Origin of the sequence: Methanoculleus sp. 10 (assembly GCF_913757945.1) — an archaeon.
In the GTDB taxonomy this organism is placed as follows: Archaea; Halobacteriota; Methanomicrobia; order Methanomicrobiales; family Methanoculleaceae; genus Methanoculleus.
The window spans coordinates 112528-137921 of the sequence record NZ_CAJYDP010000007.1 but is presented as its reverse complement, the minus strand read 5'-3'; the positions used below and the strand labels follow the sequence as shown (position 1 = coordinate 137921).

Annotated in this window: 25 protein-coding genes; 14 read left to right on the top strand and 11 right to left on the bottom strand. The window is 57.5% G+C overall.

The genetic code is table 11. The annotated features are described in order from the left end of the window. The first annotated feature begins 62 nt into the window (after nt 1–62). From QZ408_RS09745 to QZ408_RS14900, 5 genes are all read left to right on the top strand, one after another. Nucleotides 63–689, top strand: a complete 627-nt coding sequence (locus tag QZ408_RS09745) for a hypothetical protein (protein ID WP_292491219.1) — start codon at nt 63–65, stop codon at nt 687–689. Nucleotides 690–819: 130 nt separating this feature from the next. Beyond that, the gene (locus QZ408_RS14905) at nt 820–1143 is read left to right on the top strand and encodes an IS110 family transposase (protein ID WP_365995956.1); all 324 of its coding nucleotides are present in this window, start codon (nt 820–822) and stop codon (nt 1141–1143) included. Then, entirely contained in the window at nt 1085–1372 is a 288-nt protein-coding gene (locus QZ408_RS09740; protein WP_292491218.1) for a hypothetical protein, read from the top strand. The genes QZ408_RS14905 and QZ408_RS09740 overlap by 59 nt, the downstream gene beginning before the upstream one ends. A 75-nt stretch (nt 1373–1447) precedes the next feature. Continuing rightward, complete coding sequence (asnB, locus tag QZ408_RS09735) at nt 1448–3310, top strand: asparagine synthase (glutamine-hydrolyzing) (protein ID WP_292491217.1); 1863 nt, start codon at nt 1448–1450, stop codon at nt 3308–3310. 663 nt (nt 3311–3973) lie between these two features. Next, nucleotides 3974–4108 (top strand): ATP-binding protein, encoded by a 135-nt coding sequence (locus tag QZ408_RS14900; RefSeq protein WP_365995954.1) that lies wholly within the window; start codon nt 3974–3976, stop codon nt 4106–4108. A gap of 226 nt (nt 4109–4334) precedes the next feature. Here QZ408_RS14900 and QZ408_RS14895 read toward each other — a convergent pair whose 3' ends face one another. The 4 genes from QZ408_RS14895 to QZ408_RS09720 are packed head-to-tail and all read right to left on the bottom strand — an operon-like array spanning nt 4335 to nt 7218. Then, complete coding sequence (locus tag QZ408_RS14895; RefSeq protein ID WP_365995925.1) at nt 4335–4784, bottom strand: asparagine synthase-related protein; 450 nt, start codon at nt 4782–4784, stop codon at nt 4335–4337. Beyond that, nucleotides 4759–5394, bottom strand: coding sequence for an asparagine synthetase B family protein (locus tag QZ408_RS09730; RefSeq protein WP_292491216.1), 636 nt, complete (start codon nt 5392–5394; stop codon nt 4759–4761). The genes QZ408_RS14895 and QZ408_RS09730 overlap by 26 nt, the downstream gene beginning before the upstream one ends. Beyond that, nucleotides 5381–5755, bottom strand: coding sequence for a hypothetical protein (locus QZ408_RS09725; protein ID WP_292491215.1), 375 nt, complete (start codon nt 5753–5755; stop codon nt 5381–5383). Before QZ408_RS09725 ends, QZ408_RS09730 begins: the two co-directional genes overlap by 14 nt. Next, nucleotides 5752–7218 carry an oligosaccharide flippase family protein gene (locus QZ408_RS09720; RefSeq protein WP_292491214.1) on the bottom strand — a complete coding sequence of 489 codons (1467 nt, stop codon included), beginning with the start codon at nt 7216–7218 and terminating at the stop codon, nt 5752–5754. The genes QZ408_RS09725 and QZ408_RS09720 overlap by 4 nt, the downstream gene beginning before the upstream one ends. Before the next feature lie 441 nt (nt 7219–7659). Between QZ408_RS09720 and QZ408_RS09715 the strand changes: the two genes are divergently transcribed. The 3 genes from QZ408_RS09715 to QZ408_RS09705 all read left to right on the top strand — a co-directional run bounded on the left by QZ408_RS09715 (nt 7660) and on the right by QZ408_RS09705 (nt 9950). After that, a complete protein-coding gene (locus tag QZ408_RS09715) occupies nt 7660–8217 on the top strand; it encodes a hypothetical protein (RefSeq protein ID WP_292491213.1) in 558 nt (185 codons plus the stop codon). Nucleotides 8218–8295: 78 nt separating this feature from the next. After that, entirely contained in the window at nt 8296–8511 is a 216-nt protein-coding gene (locus tag QZ408_RS09710; protein WP_292491212.1) for a hypothetical protein, read from the top strand. 305 nt (nt 8512–8816) lie between these two features. After that, nucleotides 8817–9950, top strand: a complete 1134-nt coding sequence (locus QZ408_RS09705) for a polysaccharide deacetylase family protein (protein ID WP_292491211.1) — start codon at nt 8817–8819, stop codon at nt 9948–9950. On the opposite strand, the gene QZ408_RS09700 is transcribed toward QZ408_RS09705, so the two are convergent. Further along, on the bottom strand, nt 9912–10094 hold the full coding sequence (locus QZ408_RS09700; protein ID WP_292491210.1) for a hypothetical protein: 183 nt from the start codon (nt 10092–10094) through the stop codon (nt 9912–9914). The genes QZ408_RS09705 and QZ408_RS09700 overlap by 39 nt on opposite strands. A gap of 8 nt (nt 10095–10102) precedes the next feature. Further along, nucleotides 10103–11281 carry an oligosaccharide flippase family protein gene (locus tag QZ408_RS09695; RefSeq protein WP_292491209.1) on the bottom strand — a complete coding sequence of 393 codons (1179 nt, stop codon included), beginning with the start codon at nt 11279–11281 and terminating at the stop codon, nt 10103–10105. Nucleotides 11282–11525: 244 nt separating this feature from the next. Between QZ408_RS09695 and QZ408_RS09690 the strand changes: the two genes are divergently transcribed. Together QZ408_RS09690 and QZ408_RS09685 are read left to right on the top strand one after the other, a co-directional pair. Next, a complete protein-coding gene (locus QZ408_RS09690) occupies nt 11526–11792 on the top strand; it encodes a hypothetical protein (RefSeq protein WP_292491208.1) in 267 nt (88 codons plus the stop codon). 54 nt (nt 11793–11846) lie between these two features. Then, a complete protein-coding gene (locus QZ408_RS09685; protein ID WP_292491207.1) occupies nt 11847–12644 on the top strand; it encodes a hypothetical protein in 798 nt (265 codons plus the stop codon). Between the two features lie 176 nt (nt 12645–12820). Here QZ408_RS09685 and QZ408_RS09680 read toward each other — a convergent pair whose 3' ends face one another. After that, complete coding sequence (locus QZ408_RS09680) at nt 12821–13753, bottom strand: glycosyltransferase family 2 protein (protein WP_292491206.1); 933 nt, start codon at nt 13751–13753, stop codon at nt 12821–12823. 1306 nt (nt 13754–15059) lie between these two features. Here QZ408_RS09680 and QZ408_RS09675 point away from each other — a divergent pair. Further along, nucleotides 15060–16142 carry a CapA family protein gene (locus tag QZ408_RS09675; RefSeq protein ID WP_292491205.1) on the top strand — a complete coding sequence of 361 codons (1083 nt, stop codon included), beginning with the start codon at nt 15060–15062 and terminating at the stop codon, nt 16140–16142. Continuing rightward, nucleotides 16139–17362 (top strand): glycosyltransferase, encoded by a 1224-nt coding sequence (locus tag QZ408_RS09670; RefSeq protein ID WP_292491204.1) that lies wholly within the window; start codon nt 16139–16141, stop codon nt 17360–17362. Before QZ408_RS09675 ends, QZ408_RS09670 begins: the two co-directional genes overlap by 4 nt. A 216-nt stretch (nt 17363–17578) precedes the next feature. Here QZ408_RS09670 and QZ408_RS09665 read toward each other — a convergent pair whose 3' ends face one another. From QZ408_RS09665 to QZ408_RS09655, 3 genes are all read right to left on the bottom strand, one after another. Beyond that, nucleotides 17579–17839: a hypothetical protein gene (locus tag QZ408_RS09665; protein ID WP_292491203.1), complete on the bottom strand. Its 261-nt coding sequence runs from the start codon at nt 17837–17839 to the stop codon at nt 17579–17581. Between the two features lie 387 nt (nt 17840–18226). Next, nucleotides 18227–18784 carry a hypothetical protein gene (locus tag QZ408_RS09660; protein WP_292491202.1) on the bottom strand — a complete coding sequence of 186 codons (558 nt, stop codon included), beginning with the start codon at nt 18782–18784 and terminating at the stop codon, nt 18227–18229. Further along, nucleotides 18697–19683, bottom strand: coding sequence for a glycosyl hydrolase family 28-related protein (locus QZ408_RS09655; protein WP_292491201.1), 987 nt, complete (start codon nt 19681–19683; stop codon nt 18697–18699). The genes QZ408_RS09660 and QZ408_RS09655 overlap by 88 nt, the downstream gene beginning before the upstream one ends. A gap of 544 nt (nt 19684–20227) precedes the next feature. Between QZ408_RS09655 and QZ408_RS09650 the strand changes: the two genes are divergently transcribed. Continuing rightward, entirely contained in the window at nt 20228–21403 is a 1176-nt protein-coding gene (locus tag QZ408_RS09650) for a glycosyltransferase family 4 protein (protein WP_292491200.1), read from the top strand. A gap of 226 nt (nt 21404–21629) precedes the next feature. Further along, on the top strand, nt 21630–23843 hold the full coding sequence (locus QZ408_RS09645; protein WP_292491199.1) for a DUF2206 domain-containing protein: 2214 nt from the start codon (nt 21630–21632) through the stop codon (nt 23841–23843). 117 nt (nt 23844–23960) lie between these two features. On the opposite strand, the gene QZ408_RS09640 is transcribed toward QZ408_RS09645, so the two are convergent. Beyond that, nucleotides 23961–25202 carry a polysaccharide biosynthesis protein gene (locus tag QZ408_RS09640; protein WP_292491198.1) on the bottom strand — a complete coding sequence of 414 codons (1242 nt, stop codon included), beginning with the start codon at nt 25200–25202 and terminating at the stop codon, nt 23961–23963. Nucleotides 25203–25394: the final 192 nt, after the last annotated feature.

Below are 25394 nucleotides of genomic sequence, written 5' to 3'. Positions count from 1 at the left end.
CCGGAAAATTCGGTAGTGCCCTATCAAACTACTGGTATCACATTCCCTAGACCCTTTATAGCATGGAAAAAACCTCGATCCGCGGTGTTGCGCAGGTAACGGGTCATCATCAGGGAACAATTACTCGGTATTACCGGTTGATCGGCGAGCATGCCGAACACTTGAGTGAATTCTTTCAGCAGAGTCTCTCCCTCGGAGGGATTAAACTGGATGAACTCTGGATCTTTGTTCAAAAAAGCACTGTGACAGACCGAAAGATCAGGAGTGCGGTGATTGTTGGACCTATCCTGCTGTCAAGAGCAGTTCAGGGTTTATCCTTGCCCATTTCGGCGGAAAACGAATGGAGGCAACCTGCACACACTTCCTCGACCCGGTTTTTGAGAAGCTTCCGTTGCCAATGCCATCTGCCCCGATCGTCCGTCGCCACGGATGAAAATTCCCAGTATCGCGAAGGCTTAGCAAAGTTGTATTGGGAACCCTGCATCAGCTATGGTCAGGTGATCAAGCAACGGGAGGAAAATCGCCTGGTTGCCGTGATCCAGGAGGCAATCTGGGAAAACCCAGTATATAAGACAGTCTCAACCTCGGTTGTTGAAGGCTACAACAACATGATTCGGCGGAGAATCAGTCGGTTCCGAAGAAAAACCGCGTCGTTTGCAAAAAAGATCGTGGCATATATCGCGCGTTGAACATGTTCCAGTCCATGAACAACTTCATCGGCGCAAAGAAGGGCACAACACCGGCAATGAGGGAAGGTATTACGGATCATATCTGGACATAGAGAGAATTTTTAGGCCATTCAATTCAGTTGTAAAGTAGATTACTACCCCAATTCTTGCCGAGATCGGGGATATCAGCCAGTTTGCCAGTCCAAAGCACCTGATGGGTTGGGCGGGACTCGCCCCGGCAGCCTATGAGTCGGCAGGAAAAACCGCGTGGCATATCACCAAACGGGGGTCAAAATACCTCCAGACAGTACTCATCAAAGCGGCTCAAGTTATTGCCCGTGGCAAACCAAACTGGCTGAAACAGTTCTTTCTTCAGATCGGGGCACAGAAAGGGTATAAAAAAGGCGGTTGTCGCGTTGGCGCGAAAGGTATTAGCACTGATCCATCACCTGCTCACCAACCGCGAACAGTATGACGAAGTGCGGGGGATCTTGAGAACAGTGAACCTGCCCAAGGTCAGGCCAGACCAGGAAATGGATTATGACGAGATAATCCAACTCCTGACGCAGGCAGGATACGGTGTGCGGAAACTGAACGCCGCGCAGCTATCTGATGGCGATGAGAAGCGGCCTATTCGAGCGGATGCTTTCTATATCCAAAGGGTGGTTTTCATATCAGCAGTTGAGCCGGCAACTATAAATTGAAGAGAGGCAGTTCATGTCCATGATCTGGTAACAACCAGGTGGGATCAACGGTAACATGCTGAGCGGAGGTACACAATGTGCGGCATAGTTGGAGTTATTTCGAAACAGATCCCCTCTGCTTCTGCTATACAGTCGATGAACAACACTCTCATCCACCGGGGTCCGGACGGCGAGGGTTATCTCCTTGGCGGCACGCATAAGCCCGAAATCACCCCCCCACAGTGGGATCTCGTCGATTCCCCCGTCCCCTTCGCCTTCGGTCACCGGCGTCTCGCGATCCTAGACCTGAGCGAGCTGGGCCACCAGCCGATGTGCTATCGTGATCGCTACTGGATTGTCTACAACGGCGAGGTGTACAACCACGTCGAGCTTCGCGAGGAACTAGAGGCACTTGGGCATACGTTCCGCTCACAGACCGATACCGAAATCATCATGGCAAGTTACGATGCGTGGGGTGTCGATTGCCTGAACCGGTTCAATGGCATGTGGGCCTTTGTGCTGTATGATAGTGAAACAGAAGAGGTCTTCATATCAAGGGATCGCTTCGGGATCAAGCCGTTATATTATTATCAGGACGAACAGAACTTCATTTTTGGGTCTGAGATCAAAGCACTCCTCAAACACCCTGCTGTCACCAAGGAGCCCAATATCGAATACTGCAAACTCTTCCTCAAAGAGGGATCGAAGGATCATCTCCGTGAGACCGCATTTGAAGATATCTACCGGTTTAAATGTGCCAGTTTTTTGAAGTGCAGAATTGAAGAGCTCTTTCGGCCATTCACAGAGACGGCATTTTGGTCGATTCAGCCTAACCTCTCAAATGAGCCATACGACGAGGAAAAGGCATCAGAATATGCAGAGCGGTACTACAATCTCCTCGCTGACGCCGTCAGGCTCAGGCTGCGTGCTGATGTTAAAGTTGGATCTGCCTTATCTGGAGGCCTCGATAGTTCATCTATTGCGTACCTTGTGAATCAGCATTTAAAGGTCGTTGGATGCGAATGTCAGCACGAGACATTCTCCAGTGTCTATCGAACACCTGGATCGGAATACTGCGATGAGAGCCGTTATATTGACAAGATGGCCCAGTTTCTTGATGTTCGGTCAAATACGATAGAACCTAAGGTCGAAGACATTGTTGAAGAACACAGGAAGTGTGTGTATTACCTAGATACACCTGTAATGAATTCCTTGATGTCCAACTGGTATGTCTATAAGCTGGCGAAAGCGCGTGGTGCGACGGTCACATTGGACGGGCAGGGTGCCGATGAACAGCTGGCGGGGTATCTTGAATATCTGTTGAATTACTTCTCAGCGGTTCCCTTGGGCACCCTGATTCAAGAAGCGCCGCTGTACAGGCAAATACCAAATGCATCATTACTCATTGCTCACGGCTCCATACTGAATCTATCGCGACGCCTCCTTGGGGAGAGACTTTCATTGTCTATTCTCGGCCGCCTTGGGAAGAATTTCAACTATACTCCCGTTAACCAGAGTTTATCTGATGCCCTCACTCTATCTCTTGGAACGTTATTTCATTGGGGAGACCGTGGATCCATGGCCTCCTCCATCGAATCACGAATGCCGTTCATGGATCATCGACTCGTTGAATTTCTGGCAACGGTGCCTGCCGCCTACAAACTTCACGGAGGCTGGACGAAATATCTCGCCAGAAAAGCCTTTGATGGCAAACTCCCCGACAGTATCTGCTGGAGGAGGGATAAAGTGGCGTGGTCCGTTCCCGATGAGTTCTGGTTCCAAGGGGAACTCAAGGAGCACTTTAAAAGGACTATTATCACCTCCAGATTCGTATCACATTGCGGCATCGATCTTTCTGGGCTGCATGAAGAGGACATGTTCCAGAAATACCCTTTTGCGCTACTGTTTCGGTGCTACGCGCTGGCAACATGGTATTCTGTCTTCTGGGGTGATGCATGAACCCATAACTCTTAGCCTCTGCAACCCGTTGTAACTTCCTCTTTTCGTCAAACGCCTGCTGCAATATCACAGATGATGGTATGACGGTGTCCTCCGCCCGGAGGATCTTGCGGTTGAGGTCGACAGGCACCGTCGGAAGGAAACGGGCATCGCCCGACGGCCGCCGGTGCAAAAGAAACGCGACTGGAATCAAGGATGGGTGTTCGATGACCAGCGTCAGTTTGTAGCCGAAATAATACCCATTGGTGGGGGAGTGGCCCCGGGTGTAGTCCTGATTTACCAAGCCGGTTTTCCGGTAACGTTTCTTGAAAATGTTGAGACCCAGGGTGATTGTCGACCCGTCAATGGAGTAGATCTCCCGGGTGCGCCAGCGGGGTTGCCCGTACCGGGTCCAGAGCAGCGCGTTGACCACCACGACAAACAGGTCTTCGGTGCTGCGGCCGAGAGACCGGTACACCACGTCGGCTGAGGGGACCTGGTCGACATGGGCAAACCGCCGGAGGTCCGCGGGATTTCGAGGCTCGTCCACCAGATAGGTGATCACCGAGGAGAAGATGGGTGCGATGAGCAGCACCTGGAGGGCGGAACCCATCTTCGCGACCGGGGTGAGCCCGCATTTGGCCACCTCCTACCTAGCCGGCGGGAGGTCGTCACGGCAAGGACCTGAAGCGGCTGGAAGACTTTGATATGAGCTTCCAGCCTTCGCTGGATCCAGCGGCGATCCGGGATCTCGCCTCATTGCAGTATATCCACCATGCGAGGAACGTGGTGTTCCTCCTATATTCCCGGAACTCATAACGTGCCAGGTTCAAAGCGGTTGCATTTCACTCGAAATTCAAAACAGAATGAGTTTTATTGACATGTATAATTATGTCCGTTATGTGTAACACATAACGAGGTGCAAATCTATCGCTTTGATTTTGAGGAGCGATTAGGATTTGTAGGATGATAATGATGCAGATTGATCAGGCTCGTTATGTATTACCGGGAATCCTGGATGTACGTGCTAAACCCGGGGATGATCTCATACCCTCTGAATTGCTCGATGTGCCTGTGGTACATTCAATCTCAGACAATGGTTGCAATTGCGGGGTAAAAAGTTTCTTTGCATAATTTTATACAACAATTGGTTTATTCTACACGATATCGGAACCTGCAAAAAGAAATCAATCAATTCTGTATCCCACAGCGGGATCCGCCACTGGAATCCAAAGAACTCATAGACTCGAACAGAATTAACAATGAACTTTGTCTGCCGCCCATTGAGGTCAAACAATTCTATCGCATTCGCATAGGAGTCATTACCATGGACCGAGATATCCCCTACACTTTTCCGAATCCTGTCTCTGAAAAGAGGCCCAGTTTCAGCCTCATTCCACTTCCAGCGATTATATTGTATCTTTAGATTATCTACCAAGAATTTTTCGAAGGTATAGGCTTGGGTTTGGTCATAATCCCGTGAAAATATAACCACCGGAAATCATATCACCACTATGTCCCGGCACAAAGACCACATTTTCGGGAATTTTCCCCTCTCCTTCCAGTTCCTTGATGGCAAAAAAGTCTTGGGTATGAGGAAGCGATACCAGATTTCCTCCGTACTCGCGGTAGCGCTGCATCTCATCTGAGTAATAGTTGTCATACAACTTGTCCTTAGTGTACTCCACAAAGTACCACTGGTACCCCAACGCCTCCGCCACCTGCCTGCTGATATCTGCCTCTCTGTTACCCTTCTTCCCGTAGTTAAAGCAGATCACGTCCTCCACGCCGAGCCATTTCAGCATCGCAACAACAGTCTGGGAGTCCAGTCCCCCGCTCAGAGGGACCATGATCTGGCGACCCTCCGTGGATTCGATAAGCCGCTGGGAGATGCACACAAAGATTTCGTCAAGCCGGTCCAACAGGTCTTCTTCAGAGTCCAAGAAGTAACTCCCGTGCCAGAAACGGTGATAAAAATGTTTGGCGAGAGATCCATCCCTTTTATCGTAGACGAGATACTCCCCCGCCTGGACTTGGGATATCCTGTCAAAGAGGATGTCGGGGCCGGTGACATACCCAGTGACCAGAAACTCAGCACCGTTCACTTCGTTGAAGGGGGTTCAGGCGGTCCCGGAGGTAGTTCGCATCATCTGAAAAGAGAGCCTCATCCTCGTCCACAACGTAGAAGAGAGGAATACTCCTGACACGATCAACCGTGCAGAAAATGTACCAGGGAGTCTCCAGGGCAAGGGCGAAGTTCCCGTTCAGGGCTGGGAGAAGGGGCCTCAGGGCTTCATGGTCGATCTGGGAATCCTCAAGGGCTGAAGAGAGGAGGCGAACGACATCAACACCCTGGAGGGGTTCATTCTCATAGAAGAACGTTCCCTTCAGCCAGCATGTAACGCCATCAGCGTGAACTTCGGTCCATTGGTAGCAGTGATTATGGAAATCCATTTCAACCTTCATGGCCGGACTTCCCGTAGGACCCCCATACCCTGTAGGACCCCCGTAAATTCCTTCTTTAAGATAGGATCCCCGGAGATAACGACCGCATAGTAGATGCAAGTCACGATCCCGGCGACGATGAGGAGTATGTATAGAGGCAGTGATAAATACTCGACAACGATCAATGGAGTCGCCACCGCGAGGGCGACCAGAAGGAATCTGAGGAAATCCTCCAGTCCGGTTCTGTACGCTATGCCGGAGACCTTGAGGATATAAAGGTCCATCCAGCCCCAGAAGACGACCCCGGTGAGCGATAATAAGACGATGGTGATGACCGGATTGCCATAGATCCCTCCCACGTAGAGAGCAGCAATACGCGAGAAGAGAAGTGTCAGGTGAAAGGCAAGTGCAACGGTCTGTTTTTCAAACACGACGAGGATCGTTGAGAGAGGATCGGCGATAAAGTCGAGAAGGAGCCAGGGCGCAAGGAGCTGGGCGTAAACCCCCGCCGTAGCCCACTGTGCCCCGAGGATAAGGGTGAAGAGTTCTTCCCCGATGATCATCAGGATCAGGATCGGGAATATCCCGATGGAGACGAGCCGCTGGTGGACTTCATGCACAACAGTCTTCACACTCCCGGTCTGGTTCCTCTCCTCGCTTGCCTTCTGGAAGAAGACCTGCCCGGTCGCGGAACAGATGAGGCTCATGGGCATGCTGACGACCATATGAGCCATACCGTAGAACCCGACGACGGTGGGGCTGAAGAATGTGGTGAGCATCAGGGGGGCAATCTGGAGCGAGACTGAGTTCGCCATGGTTGACCAAGAGGTAAAAAGAGGGAACCTCCGGTACCTTTTGGCCAATCGCTTTATCCTGCCAAGATTGACAGCCTTCCTGAAGAGAGAGAAATCCTCCTGGATCCCCTTGAGCATGACCAGAAGGGCTGCCCCACATCCGACGATCAGCCCAAGAATTAGCCCCAGTGGTGATGCTGACCCGATCCCGACTCCGATCTGGGCGGCCTTGCTTGAGACTGAGTTTACCACCTGTGCGGTGGCGAGCGCGCCAAATCGCACCCTCCGGGACAACCAGTAGTTTATCACCACTATAAGGCCGTTTAAGAAGACGACCACAGGCAGGAATAGGAGATATTGAGATATCTCTGGGGTGTTGAGCACCTCCCCGACCCATTCAGAGAGGAGGATGAAGACCCCCCCGCTTACCACTGAGGTTGCGCAGACGAGGATGAGACAGAGGGCGACGATGTTGGCCGAGTCCTCGTCCTCTTTTGGGAGCATGATAGCGAATTGGTAGGATAAACAGGAGGGGAAAACAAGTATGCTTGATATGGTGAAGAAGAGCAGGAAGATCCCATAAAATTCCGGGGAGTAGATTCGCGTCACTATCGGGCTGAGGAGGATGCCAACGATCTGCGCGATCATGGTGCCGGTCGTCATTTTAAAGATGTTGCTGAGGAAGCTCACCACGGGATCTCCTTGTCCCCCTATCCAATCGAGGGGAGGCAATATACTTTTCGTTCTGATTGGCGGTATGAAAACCACCCCATGGGTGTGTAGAGCATCTGTTAGAATAGGTCTTTATGGAGATACAGGCCGGCCATCGCAGCAGTGCTCCAGGATGTAACTGAAAACCAATTTCAGAGAATCTGACCGAATTACGTTGAGCGATGGCCTGCAGCCATAGCGAAAACTCACAGAGTGAGAGTTTTTCCCATAACCAGTTGTTTCTTAGAGTACTAGCGTCTTTTCCAGGGCCACTCTCGGACACGAACTTTCTGCCGGACTGATCTGGACTGATCTCAGCTTCAGGATCGGTGCTGGTGGCCATAAATTTGAAAATATCCACCGAAGAACGAAATATATAACACTGTGCAACATTCCAATACAGGCCGGGAGATCTGTCTGATGTTGCAACTGGAGGTAAGAGAACTCGGGGGCGACGATCTTTGCGCGTGGGATACGCTGGTCGCCGGTTCAGCGCAGGGAGCGGTCTTTCACTCAAGTAACTGGCTGGTTAAGAATGCTTCCCTGCAGAGTCAGGATCTGGTCCCGCTGGGATGCTATGAAGGCGAAGAATTGATCGGGGGCTGTCCCCTCTACCTGTCACGCCCTTACAACCTTCTCGGGCCGGCTACCTCAACCGCGGCCCTGACTCCCTATGGCGGGATGATAGTAACCGAGATCGAGGGTGCGAAACAGCGGAGGAGGGAGGCGCACGCGAACCGGATCATCACCGCGCTCCTGGAGTATATCGCCTGGCAGGAATTCGATTGTGTGAACCTGGTAAACTCCCTGGGTCTTACCAATATTCGGGCGTCTGTCCAGAGGGGGATGGAACACGACGATCTACTACACCTATCTACTCCCGCTGGAGGGCAACATCCTCAAGACAGTCTCAAAGGATGTGCGACAGAATATACGCAAGGCCCAGAAGCAGGACATCCAATCGACCAGGAAATTTGACTTCGGCATCTTCTGGGAGCTCATGGCGCGCACATTCGCAAAGCAGGGTAAACAACCTCTGAGAGGCACTTTACAGGCATGCTGGCTATGATAGAGGAGAAGGGAATCGGGGAGATGCGGATCGCCAGCACCCCCTCAGGAGAGATCGCTGCGGCCGAAGTCACCGTGTGGGACGCAAAGATGGCTCACAGCTGGTCCGCCGCAGCCGCCCCGGAACACCTCTCCACCGGGGCGGCCTCGCTCCTCTGCTATGATTCTTTACCTCGCTCAAAGAGCGTGATTTCAGAGCAATAAACCTGATGGCAGGAAACCACCCTCGCCTGAGCACATTCAACTCCGGTTTCAATCCCGGGCTTGTTCCCCTACTATGGTGTAGACTTTACCCGGCTCGGGTACCGTACCCTCAAGAGACTAAAGGAGAGCAGGTACCCTGGCGATTCTCCGGATAGTGCCGCCGTGCAATTAAGGCGTTCGTCTCCTGTTACCGGCAGGAGGTTAAACCTGCGACTGTTCCACCGCTCGGGAGCAGGGCTGAATACAACGGCTCACAGGAAAAGTATATATAATCAAAATCAGGTATCAGCAGAAGACGGCCGCATATGATAGAATTGCTCAAGCGAGACAGAGAGATCTGGGATCTATTCACCAGAGAGGAAGAGTACGAGATCCGCAATCGGGATCGATACGATCGATTCCCCTACTACAGGAGTCGCCATCGGGACATAGCAGTGCCCTGGGCATCGCAGGCCCTGATAGAAGGTGGGTTGTGCTTTGAATACCCGGAGTCGCAGCCTTTTGCTATCTGCCTCACGCATGACATCGATACAGTATACCGACCCCTCCATACCAAGGGATTTGAGATCATAAAAGCGCTGAAAGATCGGGATCTCGCGCGTGCCAGCCGCATCATTCCGCAACTGCGCTCGAAAAAATTCCCCTTCTGGAACTTCAGGGAGATCACCGAACTCGAGGCGTCCTATGGCGCATCCTCCAGCTTCTATTTCCTGGCCCTTGAGGAGGAGGAAGATAGAGGATACGCATACGTACTCGGGGATCTGGAGCAGGAGATGTGTATGCTCCAGGACAGGGGGTGGGAGATCGGCCTGCATGGGGGGTGTGAGGCCTACTTGGACCTTGAGAAGTTAAAGAGGGAGAAGCGGCACCTTGAGAAAGTACTGAACCAGAAGGTAGGCGGGTACAGGAATCATTTCCTCAAGTTCCGGGTGCCGGATACCTGGGAACTGCTGGAGCGAGCGGGGTTTCGCTACGACACCACCCTCGGTTATCCGGACTGCACTGGATTTCGGAACGGGATGTGCCACCCGTTCCAGCCGTTCAACATGAATACCAACCAGGAAATGGAGATCCTGGAAATTCCGCTTGCAATAATGGACCAGACGCTGCTCTTAAATATGCGGTTGAATATGGAGCAGGCCTGGGCCCAGACGGAACGTCTTCTCGATACCGTCGAACGATATAACGGTGTGATCACCGTCCTCTGGCATAACACATACATGACTGGTGCGTCGCTTCAATTCTACCGGAAGATCCTTGAGTATGGTCGTGAGAAGGGCGCCTGGATGACAAGTTGCAGAGAGGTTGAGGCATGGTGGCGGAAGAACGGCATGCGGACTCCCTCTACTGACCCTAAAGTAACTTCCGCCGAGCCCCTCATCACAACAGGCCCAATCGCTTCATCCTATCGATATGCTCTGGAAGGACCATCCCGATGATCTCTTGCGAACCAGGGCATCGGTGAAGAAGATCAGGAAGTAGTAGGCAACCGCAGTTATGCCGGCTATTCTAAGGAGGAAGAACGGGAACTCCATGAACATCGCAAGCGCGAGGGGGAGAGAGATGATGATGCTCAGCAGCAAGTGCCGGGTCAGGCTGAGAACGCTCCCCGGTATCCCGCCCCCGACTCCCGTATGAGGTAAGCCCTCTTCGCTCCCCACATGAGCATGCCGCCGATGGAGAAGAGGGTGAGGGTTAGGAGGGGGTTGCCGGAAGTGCCGCCGACATAAAAGGCGACTACCCATGCGCACAGGATCATGGCCTCGACGAGCAAAAAGACCCTCTGTCTCTCTAGAACACCGAACAAGGTTGTAATTGGTGAGACGACAAAGACGGCGAAGAGCCAGGAGGCAAGGATCCTCGCATAGGTGTCGGCAGTGAGCCAGTCTGTGCCGAAGATAAAGGTGAAGAGCTCCTCGGCGAGGATGATGAAGAGGATAAAGGGAAAGATCCCGGCGGCGATGAGCCGCGTATGGATCGCCTGGACGACGGTCTGCACACCCCCGGTCAGGCTCTTCTCCTCGCTCGCTCTCTGGTAGAAGACCTGTGAGGCAGCCGTCCCCACCATCGTCATGGGCATTCTTACCACCATCATAGCGAGGGCATAGTACCCGAGAATGATGGGGCTGAAGAAAAAACTGAGCATGAAGGCAGGCAACTCCCAGGACATGCCGTTTGCGAGGCTTGCAGTGTTCTCGTAAAGGGGAAATTCATTGTACCGGACAGCAAAAGGGTCAGACCCGCCACCGAACCAAGGATGAGGCCCAGGGGGGAGGCGGCGATCAGTCCCTCCGATCTGAAACACCCGTGTCGAGATAGAACTCGTAACAATCTCCCGGGAGAGGATGCCGTACTTCACCTTCCGGGAGAGCCACTCGGTCAGGATCAGTGAGAGACCGCTGAGGCTGACATAGACCGGGACCCATATGAGATAATCGGCGATAGCCGCTGTTGCAAAGATCTCCCCGATCTTGTCGGCAAACCCGACAACAACAGCGCCGGCTACGGTTGAGGTGCACAGAATACAGAGGATACAGAGCACGAAGACAGTCATGGAGTCCTCATCCTTCTCCGGCAGCATGACGGCGAAATGGTAGGAGAACGATGAGATAACCACGATCACCGTTGCGATGGAGAGGAAGAGCTGGGAGACCCCGAGAAATTCCGGTGAATAGACCCGCGTCACTACCGGGATGAGGAGGATGCCAACGACCTGCGCGATCATGGTGCCCGTCGTCAGTTTGAAGACATTGCTGAAGAAACCCGGCATGAAACCCTCCCACCTACATCCGGGAACAATGATATATGTTTTGTTCGACCGCCGGGATACGGGGGTGAGCGGCATCCAACCGCCCGACGCCTCTGCAGGTCGAGACTGACCACGGGAAACCTCCTGCACGGGGAGATGACCGGCTGAGCACGGACCACCCCGGACCGGCAGGCCTCCCCCCGGGGTCCGCTCAGGCCGTCGCAGGTATTATATATAATATGGACGAGTCTGGATAGGTCCAGCGATGCATAAAAAGGATATAGCATCAGTCGTTCTCATGGTCTGGATGCTCGCCGCAAGTAACCTTATGGGCGTACTCTACGGCCCGGATTTGAGACTTTTTATAGCCGTCGCGCTTGTGGGGTTCTTCACCATTACTTACACGATTCGCCCGGTCTTCTCAAAACCGGACTACATCCGCAACATAGATCGCATGGCAGTAGCCGGTGCAGCTCTCTTTGGCCTGGTCATTTGCCTGAGGATACTGGAGCTGATCGAGTACTGGAGCTGAACGGCAGGTAAGGGATACCGTACCGCAGCCGCAGGCTCCATCCGGGTGATAGTCATGAAGATAAACGAATATAACCGCTACAGGACCGGTGCATACCTCCTCATCGGCTTTGCACCCCTGCTCATTCTTGCAGCCCTGCTCATGGATCCACAAGGGTACCTGCAAAGCCCCTTCCTTATGCTGAGCGCGACCTGTTTCATCGGGGGAATTTTCCTCTTTGCGCTCGGTGGAGGTGATTCTGTAGATGCGCGGCTGGCAAGCCGGCTCTCCATGCAGGGCATCCCTGCCCTGGGCAACATCATCCTTGATCTGGGCGGCAACGGGGCCGCGATCTTTCTTCCGCCGGAGAGCGATGACGGAAGAGTGGTACAGTTCATTCCGATCCGGCTCGACTGCAGGCCCTCCCAGGGAGACGGAGGAGGATTCACGCATCATAGCGGGAGTGTGGGGACCCTGGGGCCGCCCCTCGCGGGCCCCATCCTTGACGATCTGAAACGCGACAACGACCTCATACTCCCCCATGAGTACAGCCTGCTGATGGGGACGATCCGGGAGGTGTGCGAGGACCTTCTCTCGGTCGCTGACCGGCTGGAGGTAAGGAAGGAAGGCGACACGGTAACGTTCGACCTGCACAACTATCTGCTCCTCTCCGGCTGCACCTCCCGCAGGGAGGCGTCTCCCGCGTCCTGCACGCTCTGCCCCTGCTCGATCTGCAGCTTGATCGCGTGCATGATCTCTGAGGGTCTCAGGTGTGAGGTCAGCCTGAACCAGGTGGTCCTGGACGAAACAGTCCGCTCACCCAGCATGAGGATTCAGTATACCCTTGCAAAGGGGGCAGAGCTGCCGGACTGAAGGGACGAGCCTCCCGGGTTTGCCGGAGCTGCTAATGTCGTGCGAACCGTCCCGCTTCACCCTCGCAGGTTAAAATCGGGGGAGAACGGATGCTGCCCGGGCGGCCTGAAGCGCGAGATCCATCACGAGCTGCAGGTACCAGGTGGTGTTGCTGGAGAGCGCCACTCCCCTCACATTCATGTTTCACTGGCACGACGTCCCATTATCAATACCAGGAAGTTCAGGATCAGTCCCGACGAGATCAACAAAAGCCCGAGTATGAGCGCAGTTATCCCGAGGATAAACACAACGTAGTGGAACTGGCCTGCCCGGAAGAGCTCGGAGAACGTATAGAGTTCAAGGCCAATCCCAAACAGGGCGATGACGCCTCCCGGGACGCCGAAGAAGAGCAATGGCCGCCGGTGGCCGATAAGTTCCACGATCCGGGTGAGCACCCCGAAGCCGTGGGAGATCGGGTTCTTCTTGTGCTTGTGGGGGACGCCGTAGGTGACGGAGATCGGGACCTCGGTCACCCTGAAGTTGAGGGGGGCAAAGTGGGCGATCATGTCTGACTCGATGCTGTAACCCTCTGATGCGAAGGTGAGGTTCTCAAGAGCCCGGCGGGAGAGCGCCCGGAAACCCGACTGAGAATCTGTCGCCACGAAGTCGCCGCCGTCCGCCGAGAGGTTCGTGAACCTGTTCAGCACCATCTGGCCGGCCCGGCGATAAGCAGGAATCTCCGCCCCGCCTTCCAGGAACCGGGAACCGATGACCAGGTCCGCCTCCTCCGCAAGCACCGGGGCTGCCACGGCCGGGATCTCGTCGGGGTCGTGCTGGCCGTCGCCGTCGAGCATCACGACGGCCTCGTAGCCAAGGTCCCGTGCCCGGGCAAACCCGGCCATCATCGCCTTCGCCTTCCCCCCGTTCTCCGGCATCCTGATGACATCTGCCCCGGCAAGCCGGGCGATCGCGGCGGTTCGGTCCGCCGAGCCGTCATCGACGACGATGACCCGGTCGGCGTGCCGCTTTGCCTGGAGGACGACCGAGCCGATGACAAGGCCCTCGTTGTAGGCGGGGACAACGACGGCAAACGAGCCCATGCCGGCCTTTGTGGTTCCCGGGTCTGCCATTCCGGCGCTCGACCCGCCCTGGAATGCGATGGACGAGGTAAGATCGCCTCCCGTGGTGTCGGAGCTACCCCCTCTCAGGGTGTCGGAGAGAGGCGGGGAGTACCCCGGCCGACTCCGGCTCCCACCCGCCAAAACAGAGGTGCTGTCGGGGTTCTCAGCCGGTGCCCGCCCGTACGCGGGGGTTACACAACGACCGGCGTGTGACCCTGCACCCGTGCCAGGGGTGCAAGCCAGACGGGAGGCGCAGCCGGCGGAGGCCGGCACCGGAAGAAACGTGAAGCAGGAAGCCCTGCTGAGACCGGGAACCGCCTCCCTGATAACGATCTCTCTCCGATAAGCAGGAATCCCGGCCATGACAGAAAACGTTGAACCAGATCGATGCACCTTACCTGTCCCCCCGGTTGAGCGCTCGCGGTGTGATGCCGAACCACTCCCTCCTGTGGCCGGGAGCATCCGGACTGTAGACCCATGCTGTACATGGGGGAGATGCTTGTTCCATCGCATCGCCTGGGCACTGTGTCATACTGTTCCTGGTATAAGTACTTTACCGGCAGCAACCGTACACCAGGAATACCTGCTCCGCCCTCCAAACCCGGTTCGAGGAATGAAAAACACCTTTCATTGACCGGGTGCAGAACCGGACAGGCGAGGTATGGCGGCACGGATCGGGGGTGCGGCCATAGCCGGTTCTCCCATGTTTTCGGGCGGGAATGCCCCGTCCCGTTCATCTCTACGGATCGAAGACCGCCGGTATACCGTCTTACTCTGGCGGATCCTGCAGGAAACAGCGGCTGCAATCACCCGACCGGTCCTTACGATCCCCCGCTACCCCGGAAGGGGGGAATTCGAGGCGGAGAGGGGCCGGACCCGGGCGCCGCGCCTTCCCGGTGCGAGAAACCGGCTCTCAGGATGGATACAGAACGGCATCAGACCCCTGCTTCATCACATCATCAGTGGGGGTAACTCTCATCATCTGCCGGGGGATCTGTCGATCATATAATCGGCGTAAGATCTGTTAATGGTTCGGCACCCCGACGGTGCAATGCCGGAACCGTTCTGTGCACCACATGGAGCCCGGTGACCCACAGGACCGCCGGAAGCGCCGGGAGCGGCCCGCCCGGAGCCGCAATCAGGGCAAAGGTATATATCGCTGCACTGCCTGTCTGGAACTCAACGCTTCGAGGGAGGAAGACAGTATTCCAGGGGATCTCTACACGAAGGTCCTGGCCGGTGAGAGCCGGAACCCGCAGGAGGTGGCGATGAAGACGGGTTACAGGCCCGGGCCTTCCTTTGCCGGGGGAGTGGTATGATGCCGGTGCGGCTGCGGGCTGTCGGAGACGTGCTGCTCTGGACCAGGAACGGAAAAAGGCCGTTTGACCTGATACATCACGAGCTCCAAAAGAAGGACCTGCTCTTCGGGAACCTGGAGACAGTCCTCTCCAAGAGCGGCGACCCGAGCAGGAAGCGCTGGGTCAATACGACCTCGCCGGAGGCGGGCAAATATCTCAAGGAGGCCGGATTCGATATCATGAGCGTGGCGAACAACCATACGCTCGACATGGGGCAGGAAGGGTTTGAGAAGACCCTCAGTGTGCTTGAAAGCCACGGTATCGCCTACATCGGCGGCGCACGGGGCGACGAGCCGCCGCGGGGCCTGATCGTCGAGCGAAACGGGGTCACGTTCGGGTTCCTCGGCTACACGAGCGGGATGTTCCGGTCGCCGCCGGGTGTCACCGTATCCAGGCTGAAGAGGAAGGCCGTCATCGACGATATCAGGTGGCTGAAGGATCACTGCGACCATGTCGTTGTCTCCCTGCACTGGGGGGTCGAGAACGTCTACTACCCCTCTCCGGCCCAGGTCAGGCTCGCACACGACCTCATCGATAACGGGGCAACCCTGATCCTCGGGCACCACTCGCATACCATCCAGGGGCTGGAACGGTATAAGGACGGCCTGATCGCCTACTCCCTTGGGAACTTCCAGTTCGATACCGAACTTTTCAGGGAGAAGATCAAGAGCACCATGATCCTCTCGGTGGACCTTGACCGTGACGGTATCCGGGACTATATGGTCATCCCCTGTTTCATTAACGACGATTTCCAGCCAGAGGTGGCGGAGGGGCGGACGGGGGAGATGGTGCAACGCTGGATCACGGAGTGTTCAGAGCGTGTCCAGAACGGTGAGGTCACCCGGAAGTGGTGGTTTGAGGAGGTCGGCGAGGAGTATCTCGTGTACAATCTGGAGAGTTACCGCTACCGCATCCGGCGGCATGGGCTCGCCCCCCTGATCGAATGCGGGGTCTGGCTGGTGACCCCGTTCTGCCTGAACTGTTATGCGGGCGCGATCAGGAGACGATTGAAACAAAGATATGCAGGGGGACATGCATGAAAATATTACAGGTCACGCCGTTCTTCAAACCGCTCTGGGAGTCGGGGGGAGTGGCGCGGGTTGCATACGACATCTCCCGGAATCTTCACGAGAACGGGCACTCTGTCACGGTCTATACAACGAACCGGAGCATTTACCCAAGCGACCTGCCGACAAACCGGGCAACCTGCGTCGATGGTATGAACGTCTACTACTTCGAGAACTTACGCAAGTACGTCCCCGGCGTGACCCCGCCGGTGATGCCCTACCGCATGCCGGCGGTCGCGAAGAGAGAGGTTGCGCAGTTTGATGTTGTCCACATCCACGACCACCGCACCCTCCTCACCGTCATCGCCTCGCATTACGCGCAGAAGTACAACGTGCCTTATGTGCTCCAGGCGCACGGGGCACTCCCTGATGACACCGGCTCTGCGCGGATGAAGCGGTTGTTCGACATCCTCTGGGCGAAGAAGGTGATCCTCGGCGCCGCGGGGGTGATCGCGCTCAACGAGACGGAGGCGGAGCGCTACCGCAAGCTAGGCGTCGATGAAGAGAGGATCGCCATCATACCGAACGGCATTGACTTCGCCGAGTACCCTGACCTTCCTACCCGCGGCAGGTTCCGTGCAGCGTGGGGCATCGATGACGCCACAAAGGTCGTGCTCTACCTTGGGCGACTCGACCCAACAAAGGGGATCGACCTGTTGATCCGCTCGTTTGGAGAGGTCAGGCGGGAGTTCGATGATGCCGTCCTCATGCTGGTGGGCGGCGACATGGGTCACAACGAGGAGTTCAGGCAGCGGGTCCGGTCGCTTAACCTCGACGACCGGGTGATCTTTACCGGGTTTGTGAGCAGGGAGGACAAGATGGCTGCGTTCACCGACGCCGACGTCTTTGTGACGCCGAGTTTCACCGGCTTTCCCGTCACGTTCCTCGAGGCATGCCTCTGCGGAACGCCCATCGTGACGACGGGATACGGGGACTTCCTTGGATGGGTCGACAATACCGTCGGGTTCAACACCGGGTACACGCCGGAGGCGCTTGCCGGTGCCATCGGACGCCTGCTTGCCGATGACGCTCTGCGGACCAGGTTCGGCGAGCAGGCGAAGGAGCTCGTCCGGACACGGTACAACTGGCGGGCGATCGTCCATGATATCGAGGCCCTGTATACGACCGTAGCAAACGGCGACCGGGCTGCCGCAGGCCGCGGGGCAGATAAGCGCTCACCGGCGGGGATCTGATTATGCTGCAGCCTCTAAGAGGCCCGAAAACCCAGGTATCGCTCACCTGTTTGAGACCACCCTCAGGAGATCAAACTATCGACTTTCCTTCGCAAATTTCCGCGGCAACGCGAGAGTTAACGGGTGTGCATAGCGATCGAGCCTCTCGCGAAGATCCGCGAAGGGGAGTTGCAAACCCATCTACCGAACTTCGTGAACTTCGCGGCAACGCGAGAGTTAGTGCAGTGATTCCAAACGAACGGGCCATATCTGGCCTTCGCCCCATCCCCACAGAGCGCTCCTCTGTCCCCCCACCCCGCCCGCGCTTCGTGCTCCTCCCCGCCCCACCGCGAGGATCGGGGGCAGTGCGTGGGGATACCCGGGGATGAGCCGTATCCGGTCCTCCTCCGGGATCTCCCCCATGGAGTGGACCGTGGTGGCTATCGCCATGGGGTAGGGGACCGGGAGGGTTTCTCCTCCCCGCAGGCGGGGCACCATGCGTTCCTCCTCAAAGCCCCCGCCCCCCTCCCGGGGCAGGGACGGTGCATGGGAATACCCGGGAAAATCCGTGCCCGGGGATGCAAACGCCCGGACGGTGCGAAACACGATCGATGATCTCCTCTGGTGAGAGTGCCGGTAATTGAGAGTCGATGCAGTAGTGGATGAGGATAACAATACAGCCTCTCGCGTTGGGCACGAAGCTGCGAAGCCCGGTGTCCAGATGCTACTAACTCCGTTCTAAGTCATCACGCGAGGCTGCAGTGCTCGATATCGGATGGCAACTGAGTAAAGTACTGAAACCTGCTCTCCCGCAGACGCAAAACGCCCTCTGCAAAAACCAAAAAAGAATTGGGGTCGGACTCGATCCAGGTCCGGATATCAGTTTTACTCGCCGGCAGGCGTAACCTTCATGCCCGAAGTCTGGACGTTCCCGCCGCCCTCAACCAGGAATGCCCTGGGGGAGTCGGAGGTGATCTCGCCCGAGTACCTGACATTCTGGTTGTTCTTTGCCCAGACAAGCGTGTCGACCCGGTCGCCGGAGGCGATGATATCGACCGATGAGTCGCTGAACTGACCGTTCGTGCCGCCGAGGCTTGCGCCCTTGCCGTTGATCCCGGCCGGATTTTCCAGGTGGAAGTTCTTGATCTGGACGTTTTTGGCGAAGTCGACCTGGAGGCCGTAGCCGTTCGAGTTGATGCTCGTGCAGTTCTCCATCACCAGGGAGGGGTTCGTCGAGCGGGTCGGGACGCTGTAGTAGCCAGCCGGCACCCGATAGGAGAAGTCGGTCCGCCCGATGCCGGTCTCCCTCTCAACGCAGTTGTAGAGTTTCCCGCCGTTCGTTGTGTAGAACCCGTTCATGGAGTTGCCTTCCGCCGTGCAGTTGATGAACGTCGCGTCACAGTTCGGGGCATAGTAGCCGCACCCGAAGTAGTGGGTCGACATGTCGTTGGGGTTGTAGGCCCGGGTCGGGAAGGGTTTCTGCCCGTTGTTTTGCTCACGCAGTTCTCAAGGACGGCGTTTGTCACCTTCGGGTCGAACTCGAAGTGGAACCCGGACTCCAGCGTGCCCTCCGCCAGGCAGTTCGTCACCCGGAGCCCGTCCATATCGTTTAACTCCGCAAAGTCAAACCCGGTGATCCAGGGGTTGAACGCCCCGTACTTGCCGCAGTTGATCGCGGCACAGTTCTCGTAGCGGACGTCCCGGATCACCTTGTTCGTCGTGCCCCAGGCGTTGTGGAGGAACCCGTAGGTCCCGGTGTCCACGGCCTTGCAGTTGACGAACTCGACGTCCTGGAGGGTCGGGGCATACACGGTCGGGTCGTGGATCAGGAGGTAGACCGCCTGGATGCTCGCGTCCGCCGTTCCCGTGATGTTGTGGACCTTCGCGTGGCTGGCCCGGACGGTCAGCACGCCGAGCCACTTGACGTTGCTGCTGTAGCCGCTGCCCTTGACGTGGAACCCGTCCAGGGTCACGTACTCACGGTCGACGCTGATGCGACCGTCGCCGGTGAAGACAAGGTTCGTCGCATCGGAGCCCTGGCCGGAGAGCGTCGTGCCGCCTGCCGGAGCGATGACACCCGCACAGTTGAACGTACCGTTCGAGAGGACGACCTTACCGCCTTCCGGCAGTGCGGCAAGCGCTGCCTGGATCTCAGCATGGTCGTCGACTCCGTCACAGACATAGTCTGCCTGGGTCTTCGACAGTTCGGTGCTATCGCTTGCAGCCACGGTGAGCGTGGCCTCCGTTGCAGACCCGGCAGCACTTACCGGAGAGAATGCCGGGATAAGGCAGCACACCAGGAGCAGTGCAACGAGTCTTGGTATCTTTCGCCTATCTGTCATGCCATTCAGCCTCTCTGTGAGGTAGAACTACCGTCTTTTGATTACACTATAAATATTTTTTTGAGAAAATAAAATTCTTGAAAAGAGAGATTTGGCCATATAACCCTATTATAACCGGTTTATATGGAGAGAGTTATTCGAGAAAGGAGACCGGGTAATGCAAAAGAATATTATATGCCCATCAAAATTAAAATCAAAACGTATTAATATTCGCGCCTTTCGACACCGATTGCCGGGATCGGCCATCCCCGGGAAGCATTCACGCGAAGCGGATGGAAATTCGGGTTCGTGCGCCGGCATGGTCCGGGGGCTCCGACCGTTATCATCCGGCAACGGCCCGGCAAATCCCCCGGTACCCCCGGGCTACCCGGTATACCGGGATACAGGGACCATACTCTCCGGGGGCGTGCGGGAGACCGCCGGGGGGCGAGGGATCCCCTCTATGGGCGCTGTTGGGCTCACCGCCACCGGTCGCACATCGTCCGGGCCAACGGCCCCCCGGGACGCAATACCTATATAGAACATCCCCGCAGAGAGTGCCCCTATGCGAGTGGCATGCCTGACCTTCTGGTTCTACGACTACACCATCCAGATGGCAAACGAGCTCGCCCGGCACACCGAGGTACTGCTGCTCCTCCCGGACTACAGGACGGACGAGTACCTGGAGAGCATCGACCCGGGGGTGAAGGTTCACATCTTCGGCTACTCCCGGTACGCGGGGAGGATCGGCCCGTCCTGTTACCCGCTGATCCGGGATATCGTCGATGCAATCCATGACTTCGAGCCCGATATCGTTCATTTCCAGGTGAACAACCCCATGCTCTGCCCGCTCATCCCGATGCTCCGGAGGTACCCGCTGGTGGCGACGTTCCACGACATCGAGCCGCACCCCGGCGAAGACCGCCTCCTGGATATCGGTCCCCTGCTCTACCGGCTCACCCTGTTCATGTCACGGGCCCTGACCGACCGGATCTTCGTGCACGGGAGAGCTCTCAAGAAGACCCTGGTAGAGAATTACCGTGTTCCCGGGGAGAGAGTGCACGTCATCCCGATCGGCGAGCACGAGGTGGCGCCGTTTGTGAAGTTCAGAGAGGAGGGGCGGGAGCCCGGTATCCCCCGGGTCCTCTTCTTCGGCCGTATCCACCGCTACAAGGGGCTCGACTGCCTGATCCGGGCGGAACCGCTCATCACCCGGGAGGTTCCGGGCGCCCGGATCGTCATCGCCGGCACAGGCGAAGACTTCGGGAGGTACGAGGCTATGATGGCGAACCGGGACGCATTCGAGGTCTACAACTACAGGATACCCTATGAAGAGGGTGCCCGGCTCTTCCAGCAGGCGAGCGTTGTGGTGCTCCCGTATGTCGAAGCGTCCCAGAGCGGCGTCATACCGACCGCATACGGGTTCCGGAAACCGGTGGTGGTCACCGACGCAGGAAGTCTGCCCGAGGTCGTGGACGACGGAAAGACCGGGTATATCGTGCCTTCCCGCAACCCGGAGGCGCTCGCCAATGCGATCGTGAGCCTGCTTAAGGATCCGGACGCGTGCCGGCGCATGGGAGAGCAGGGCTACATGAAACTGAAGACGGATATGGCATGGTCTACAATCGTACGGTCCATCCTCGCGGTCTATAACGACCTCGCACCCACTCCGGAGGGGGGAAAGACCCCTGCAGACAGGACCTTCACCGGGACGGCCCCGGCCGCCGGGAAAGAGCGATGACCGCAGGCAGGGGCCCTGCTCGACCGGTGGTGCACGGTAGCCCGGGCAGAGTACCGGCAGATCTCGATAGGGGCAGAGACAGCCCCCGGGGGGCGGCCCATCCGGCACAAGGTATTAATAGGCGGGCCCGTAGTAGTGCACGATACAGAGGCCCGACAAAGACCGGAAAGAGGGAGTTGCCCCCTGCACGCGCAAAGCTGGTTCCTGATCAATCCCCGGAGGTACAATGCACCTGCCTAACCCGCTTCAGATGAACGACTGGGACAACAAGACGTTTTTCTGGGCATTCCAGGCGCTCCAGCTCGCCTTCGTCGGCGTAGTCTGCCTCGACCTCATCGGTTACCATATACCGATCGCACGGGAGGTCCTGGCCTTCGTCTACCTCACCTTCCTGCCGGGCATCCTCGTACTGAAGGCGCTCAGGCTCCACGATCTCGGCACGATCGAGACGGCGCTCTACTCGGTCGGGCTGAGCCTTGCGGTCCTCATGATCACCGGCCTCTTCGCCAACACCGCCTACCCGCTGCTTGGCTATGCACGGCCGTTCTCCTTTGAGATCCTCTTTCTGACGATCGTCGGCGTCGTACAGGTCCTGCTCTACCTCGCGCTCACCCGCGACCGGGAACACACCGGCGCGAGCCATGCAGGGCTGGAGGTCTCCATCCCCCCGCCCGCGGCACCGTTTCTCGCGCTGCTCCCGTTCTTTGCGATCGTCGGGACATACATCCGCAACGAATACCACATGGTCACGCTCCTCTTCCTGCTCCTCGTCCTGATCGCCATCATCGGCCTCGCCGTCGGGTTCGACCGGCTCATCCCGGCATCCTGCTACCCGCTCGCTGTCTACACCATCGCGCTCTCGCTCCTCTACCATACCTCGCTCATATCGGAGTACATCTGGGGCTACGACATCCACCACGAGCTCCACCTTGCAAACAACGTGCTGATGCCGGGGATCTGGGATATGACCATCCCCTACAACACAAACGCGATGCTCTCGGTCGTTATGCTCGTCCCCACCTACTCGCTCATATGCGATCTCGACCCCGTCTGGGTCTTCAAGATCCTCTACCCTCTCCTCTTCGCGCTCGTGCCGCTCGGGCTCTACCGGGTGGTCGAGAAGCAGACGAACTCAAAGATCGGGTTCTTCTCGGTCTTCTTCTTCGTCTCGTTCTTCACGTTCTACACCGAGATGATCTCCCTCGCCCGCCAGCAGATCGCGGAACTCTTCCTCGCGCTGACCGTGCTTGCGATGGTCGACAAGTCCATGGACCGGGGTCGGCGCACGTTCCTCATGGTCACCTTCGGCTTTGCCATGATCGTCTCGCACTACGGCCTCTCGTACATCTACCTCTTCTCGCTCATACCGGCGTGGCTGTTGCTGATCCTCCCCGACTACCTGCCGTCCGGCATCCTGGAGAGGCTCCGCGGGATGGCAGGCGCCCTGGTGCGCGACCCGCTTGCCCCGCAGGAAACCGCCTCCCGATCAGGGCTCCGGACGCTCGTCCTCCCCTACATCCTTGTCTTTGCCGTCCTCACCTACCTCTGGTACTCGACGGTAGCCGAAGGCACGGCGTTTGCCACCATCGCCGGCATCGGGGACAAGATAGTAAGCACCCTCTTTGCGGAGTCCTTCAACCCGGCGACTGTCCAGGGGATGCACATCCTCACCAGCCAGTCCGTCACACCCCTGCACAGCCTGGCAAAGATCGTCCATATCGCAACCCAGGGGCTCATCGCCGTGGGACTGTTTGCAACCCTCACCAGGCGCGACCGGTGGCGGATCGAGCCCGAGTATCTCGCCGTCTCGCTCGTCTTCTTCCTCATCAACATAGCCGGCATCGCCGTCCCCTTCTTTGCAAGCTCGCTCAACACCAGCCGGCTCTATCACATCACCCTGATCCTCCTTGCCCCGTTCGCGATCATCGGCGGCATAGCGCTCTACGAGGCGGTCGCCGGGAGGATCCGTGCGGCCACGGCCCTGCCGCTCATGGGAACAGCCTTCCAGGCGCTCTCGGCATTCTTCGTCGTGTTCCTCCTCTTCAACACCGGCCTCATCTACCAGGTCACGGACGACAACCCTACATCGATGGCGCTCGAAACCTCCGGGGACAAACCGGTCTTCAACGGCAAAGAGGTGCAGGGAGCGCGATGGCTCCTGTCGGAAGGGAACGAGCGTCCCATCTACGTCGATGGTACGCGCTGGTGGCTCCTTCTCGGGTTTAATCCGGATCACCAGCGATACCTCCCGGCAAGTGCGTCGCTTGTGGAGCCGGGCTCCTACCTCTACTTCGGCACGTATAACCTCGTGCGGGACAGCGTCCGGATCGAGGTGCAGGAGCACGCTGTGACCGCGGCGGACTACGCCGATGCCGGGAGGTTCACCCGGAACCAGAACCGGATCTATGATAACGCCGGTTCCGTCGTCTACTACCGGTGAGAGGGGTGACCGGAGCAGGGATCTCGCGGACCCCGACGGCGCCGGTCTGGCGCTCGTATGACCGGGAGCCAGACCGGCAACGGGGAAGAGACCTCCCGGCCTGCACCCCAAAGGGAGTTACATCCACCCCTTCCTCTTCAGGATCAGGCCGACAAGGAGCGTGCCTGCCGCATACGTGCCGAACCACGCGTACCCCATGCCGATGAGGCCGAACCGGTGCATCAGGGTGTAGCCGAGCCCGAGCAGGGCGACACTGACGAACCCGCTGAGGATGATGAGGCTCCGGATATCGCTTCGGACCTTGGCGATGGATATGAAGGTCTGGCAGACGGAGACGAACAGGGCGGACAGCGCGAGCACCTGGAGCAGGGCCGCCCCTTCGACGTAGTCTTTGCCGATCAGGTCGAGGATCTGCTCCCCAAAGAGGGAGAGCCCGATGATCGCAGGTATGAGCAGGGCGAACATGCCCGCGAGCGTCCGGAGCACGCTCTTCTTCATCTCCCCGCCGTGACTCCCCTCGACGAAGAGCGATGTCGTGAACGCATACGGGATCATGAAGAGGATCGAGACGATGGCGTAGGTGATGTAGTAGTTGGCGGTGCTCTCGGCCCCGAGCACGTGGAGCACCATGATCGGGATGACCATGTTCGGGGCGGACATCAGTATCCCGGCGACGTATGCGCCGGCAGAGAACTGCCATGCCTCCCGCAGGAAGGCCCGGTCGATACCCGGTGCCGGCCGTACGGAGCACCGGGCGAGGAGGACAAGGGCGAGGGCGAGCCCGAGGACGAACGAGAGACCGAAGGCGGAAAAGATCCCCATCGCTCCGAGGAAGACCAGGGGGACGAGGAAGAGGATCCGCGACCCGTAGAGCAGGTTCAGGGTGAAATAGTATTCGGACTTCCGGAGAGCGTTGAGCGCACCCTCAAGCACCCAGGTGATGGAGTAAGCCCCAAGAAAGATGAGATAGAGTGGCGCGACCGTCCTGACGACCGCGAGCTCGGGAGATATGACATCGATCGCGGCGATGAAGATCAGCCCCGCGCCGAGCGCCACCGCGGTCGGGACGATGATGGCGGTCCCGAGCACCCTGTTCTTGTCGCGACTGGGAAAGAACCGGATCACCGACTGGTCCAGGCCGAGCCGGGATATGAGGATAAGGAGCCCCATGGACGACATCAGGGCGGTTGCAACGCCCACCTGGGCCTGCGAGTAGAGCCGGGCCGCGATCATCCAGAAGAAGAACCCAAATCCCGCCGCGACGAACGATGATGCCATGATGAAGAACGAGTTCCTGATGAGCGGCTCCTGGAAGTGCTGTCGGACCTCGTTGAAGTTTTTAGGGAGGGTTACTGCCATCGGCCGCCACTATCGGACGGCACCTATATAGATGTATCCACCGCTCCGGCCGCCTGCGGATTGTGGGGCGCGCGAGGGGGGTTCTTCGAGGCCGTGCTCCCCGCCACGAGCCCGGGGATCTTCGCCCGGACAGGAGACCACGTTGCATCGATTCCCGATAACCGGTGCACTCAAAGGAAGAGGGTACCGGTC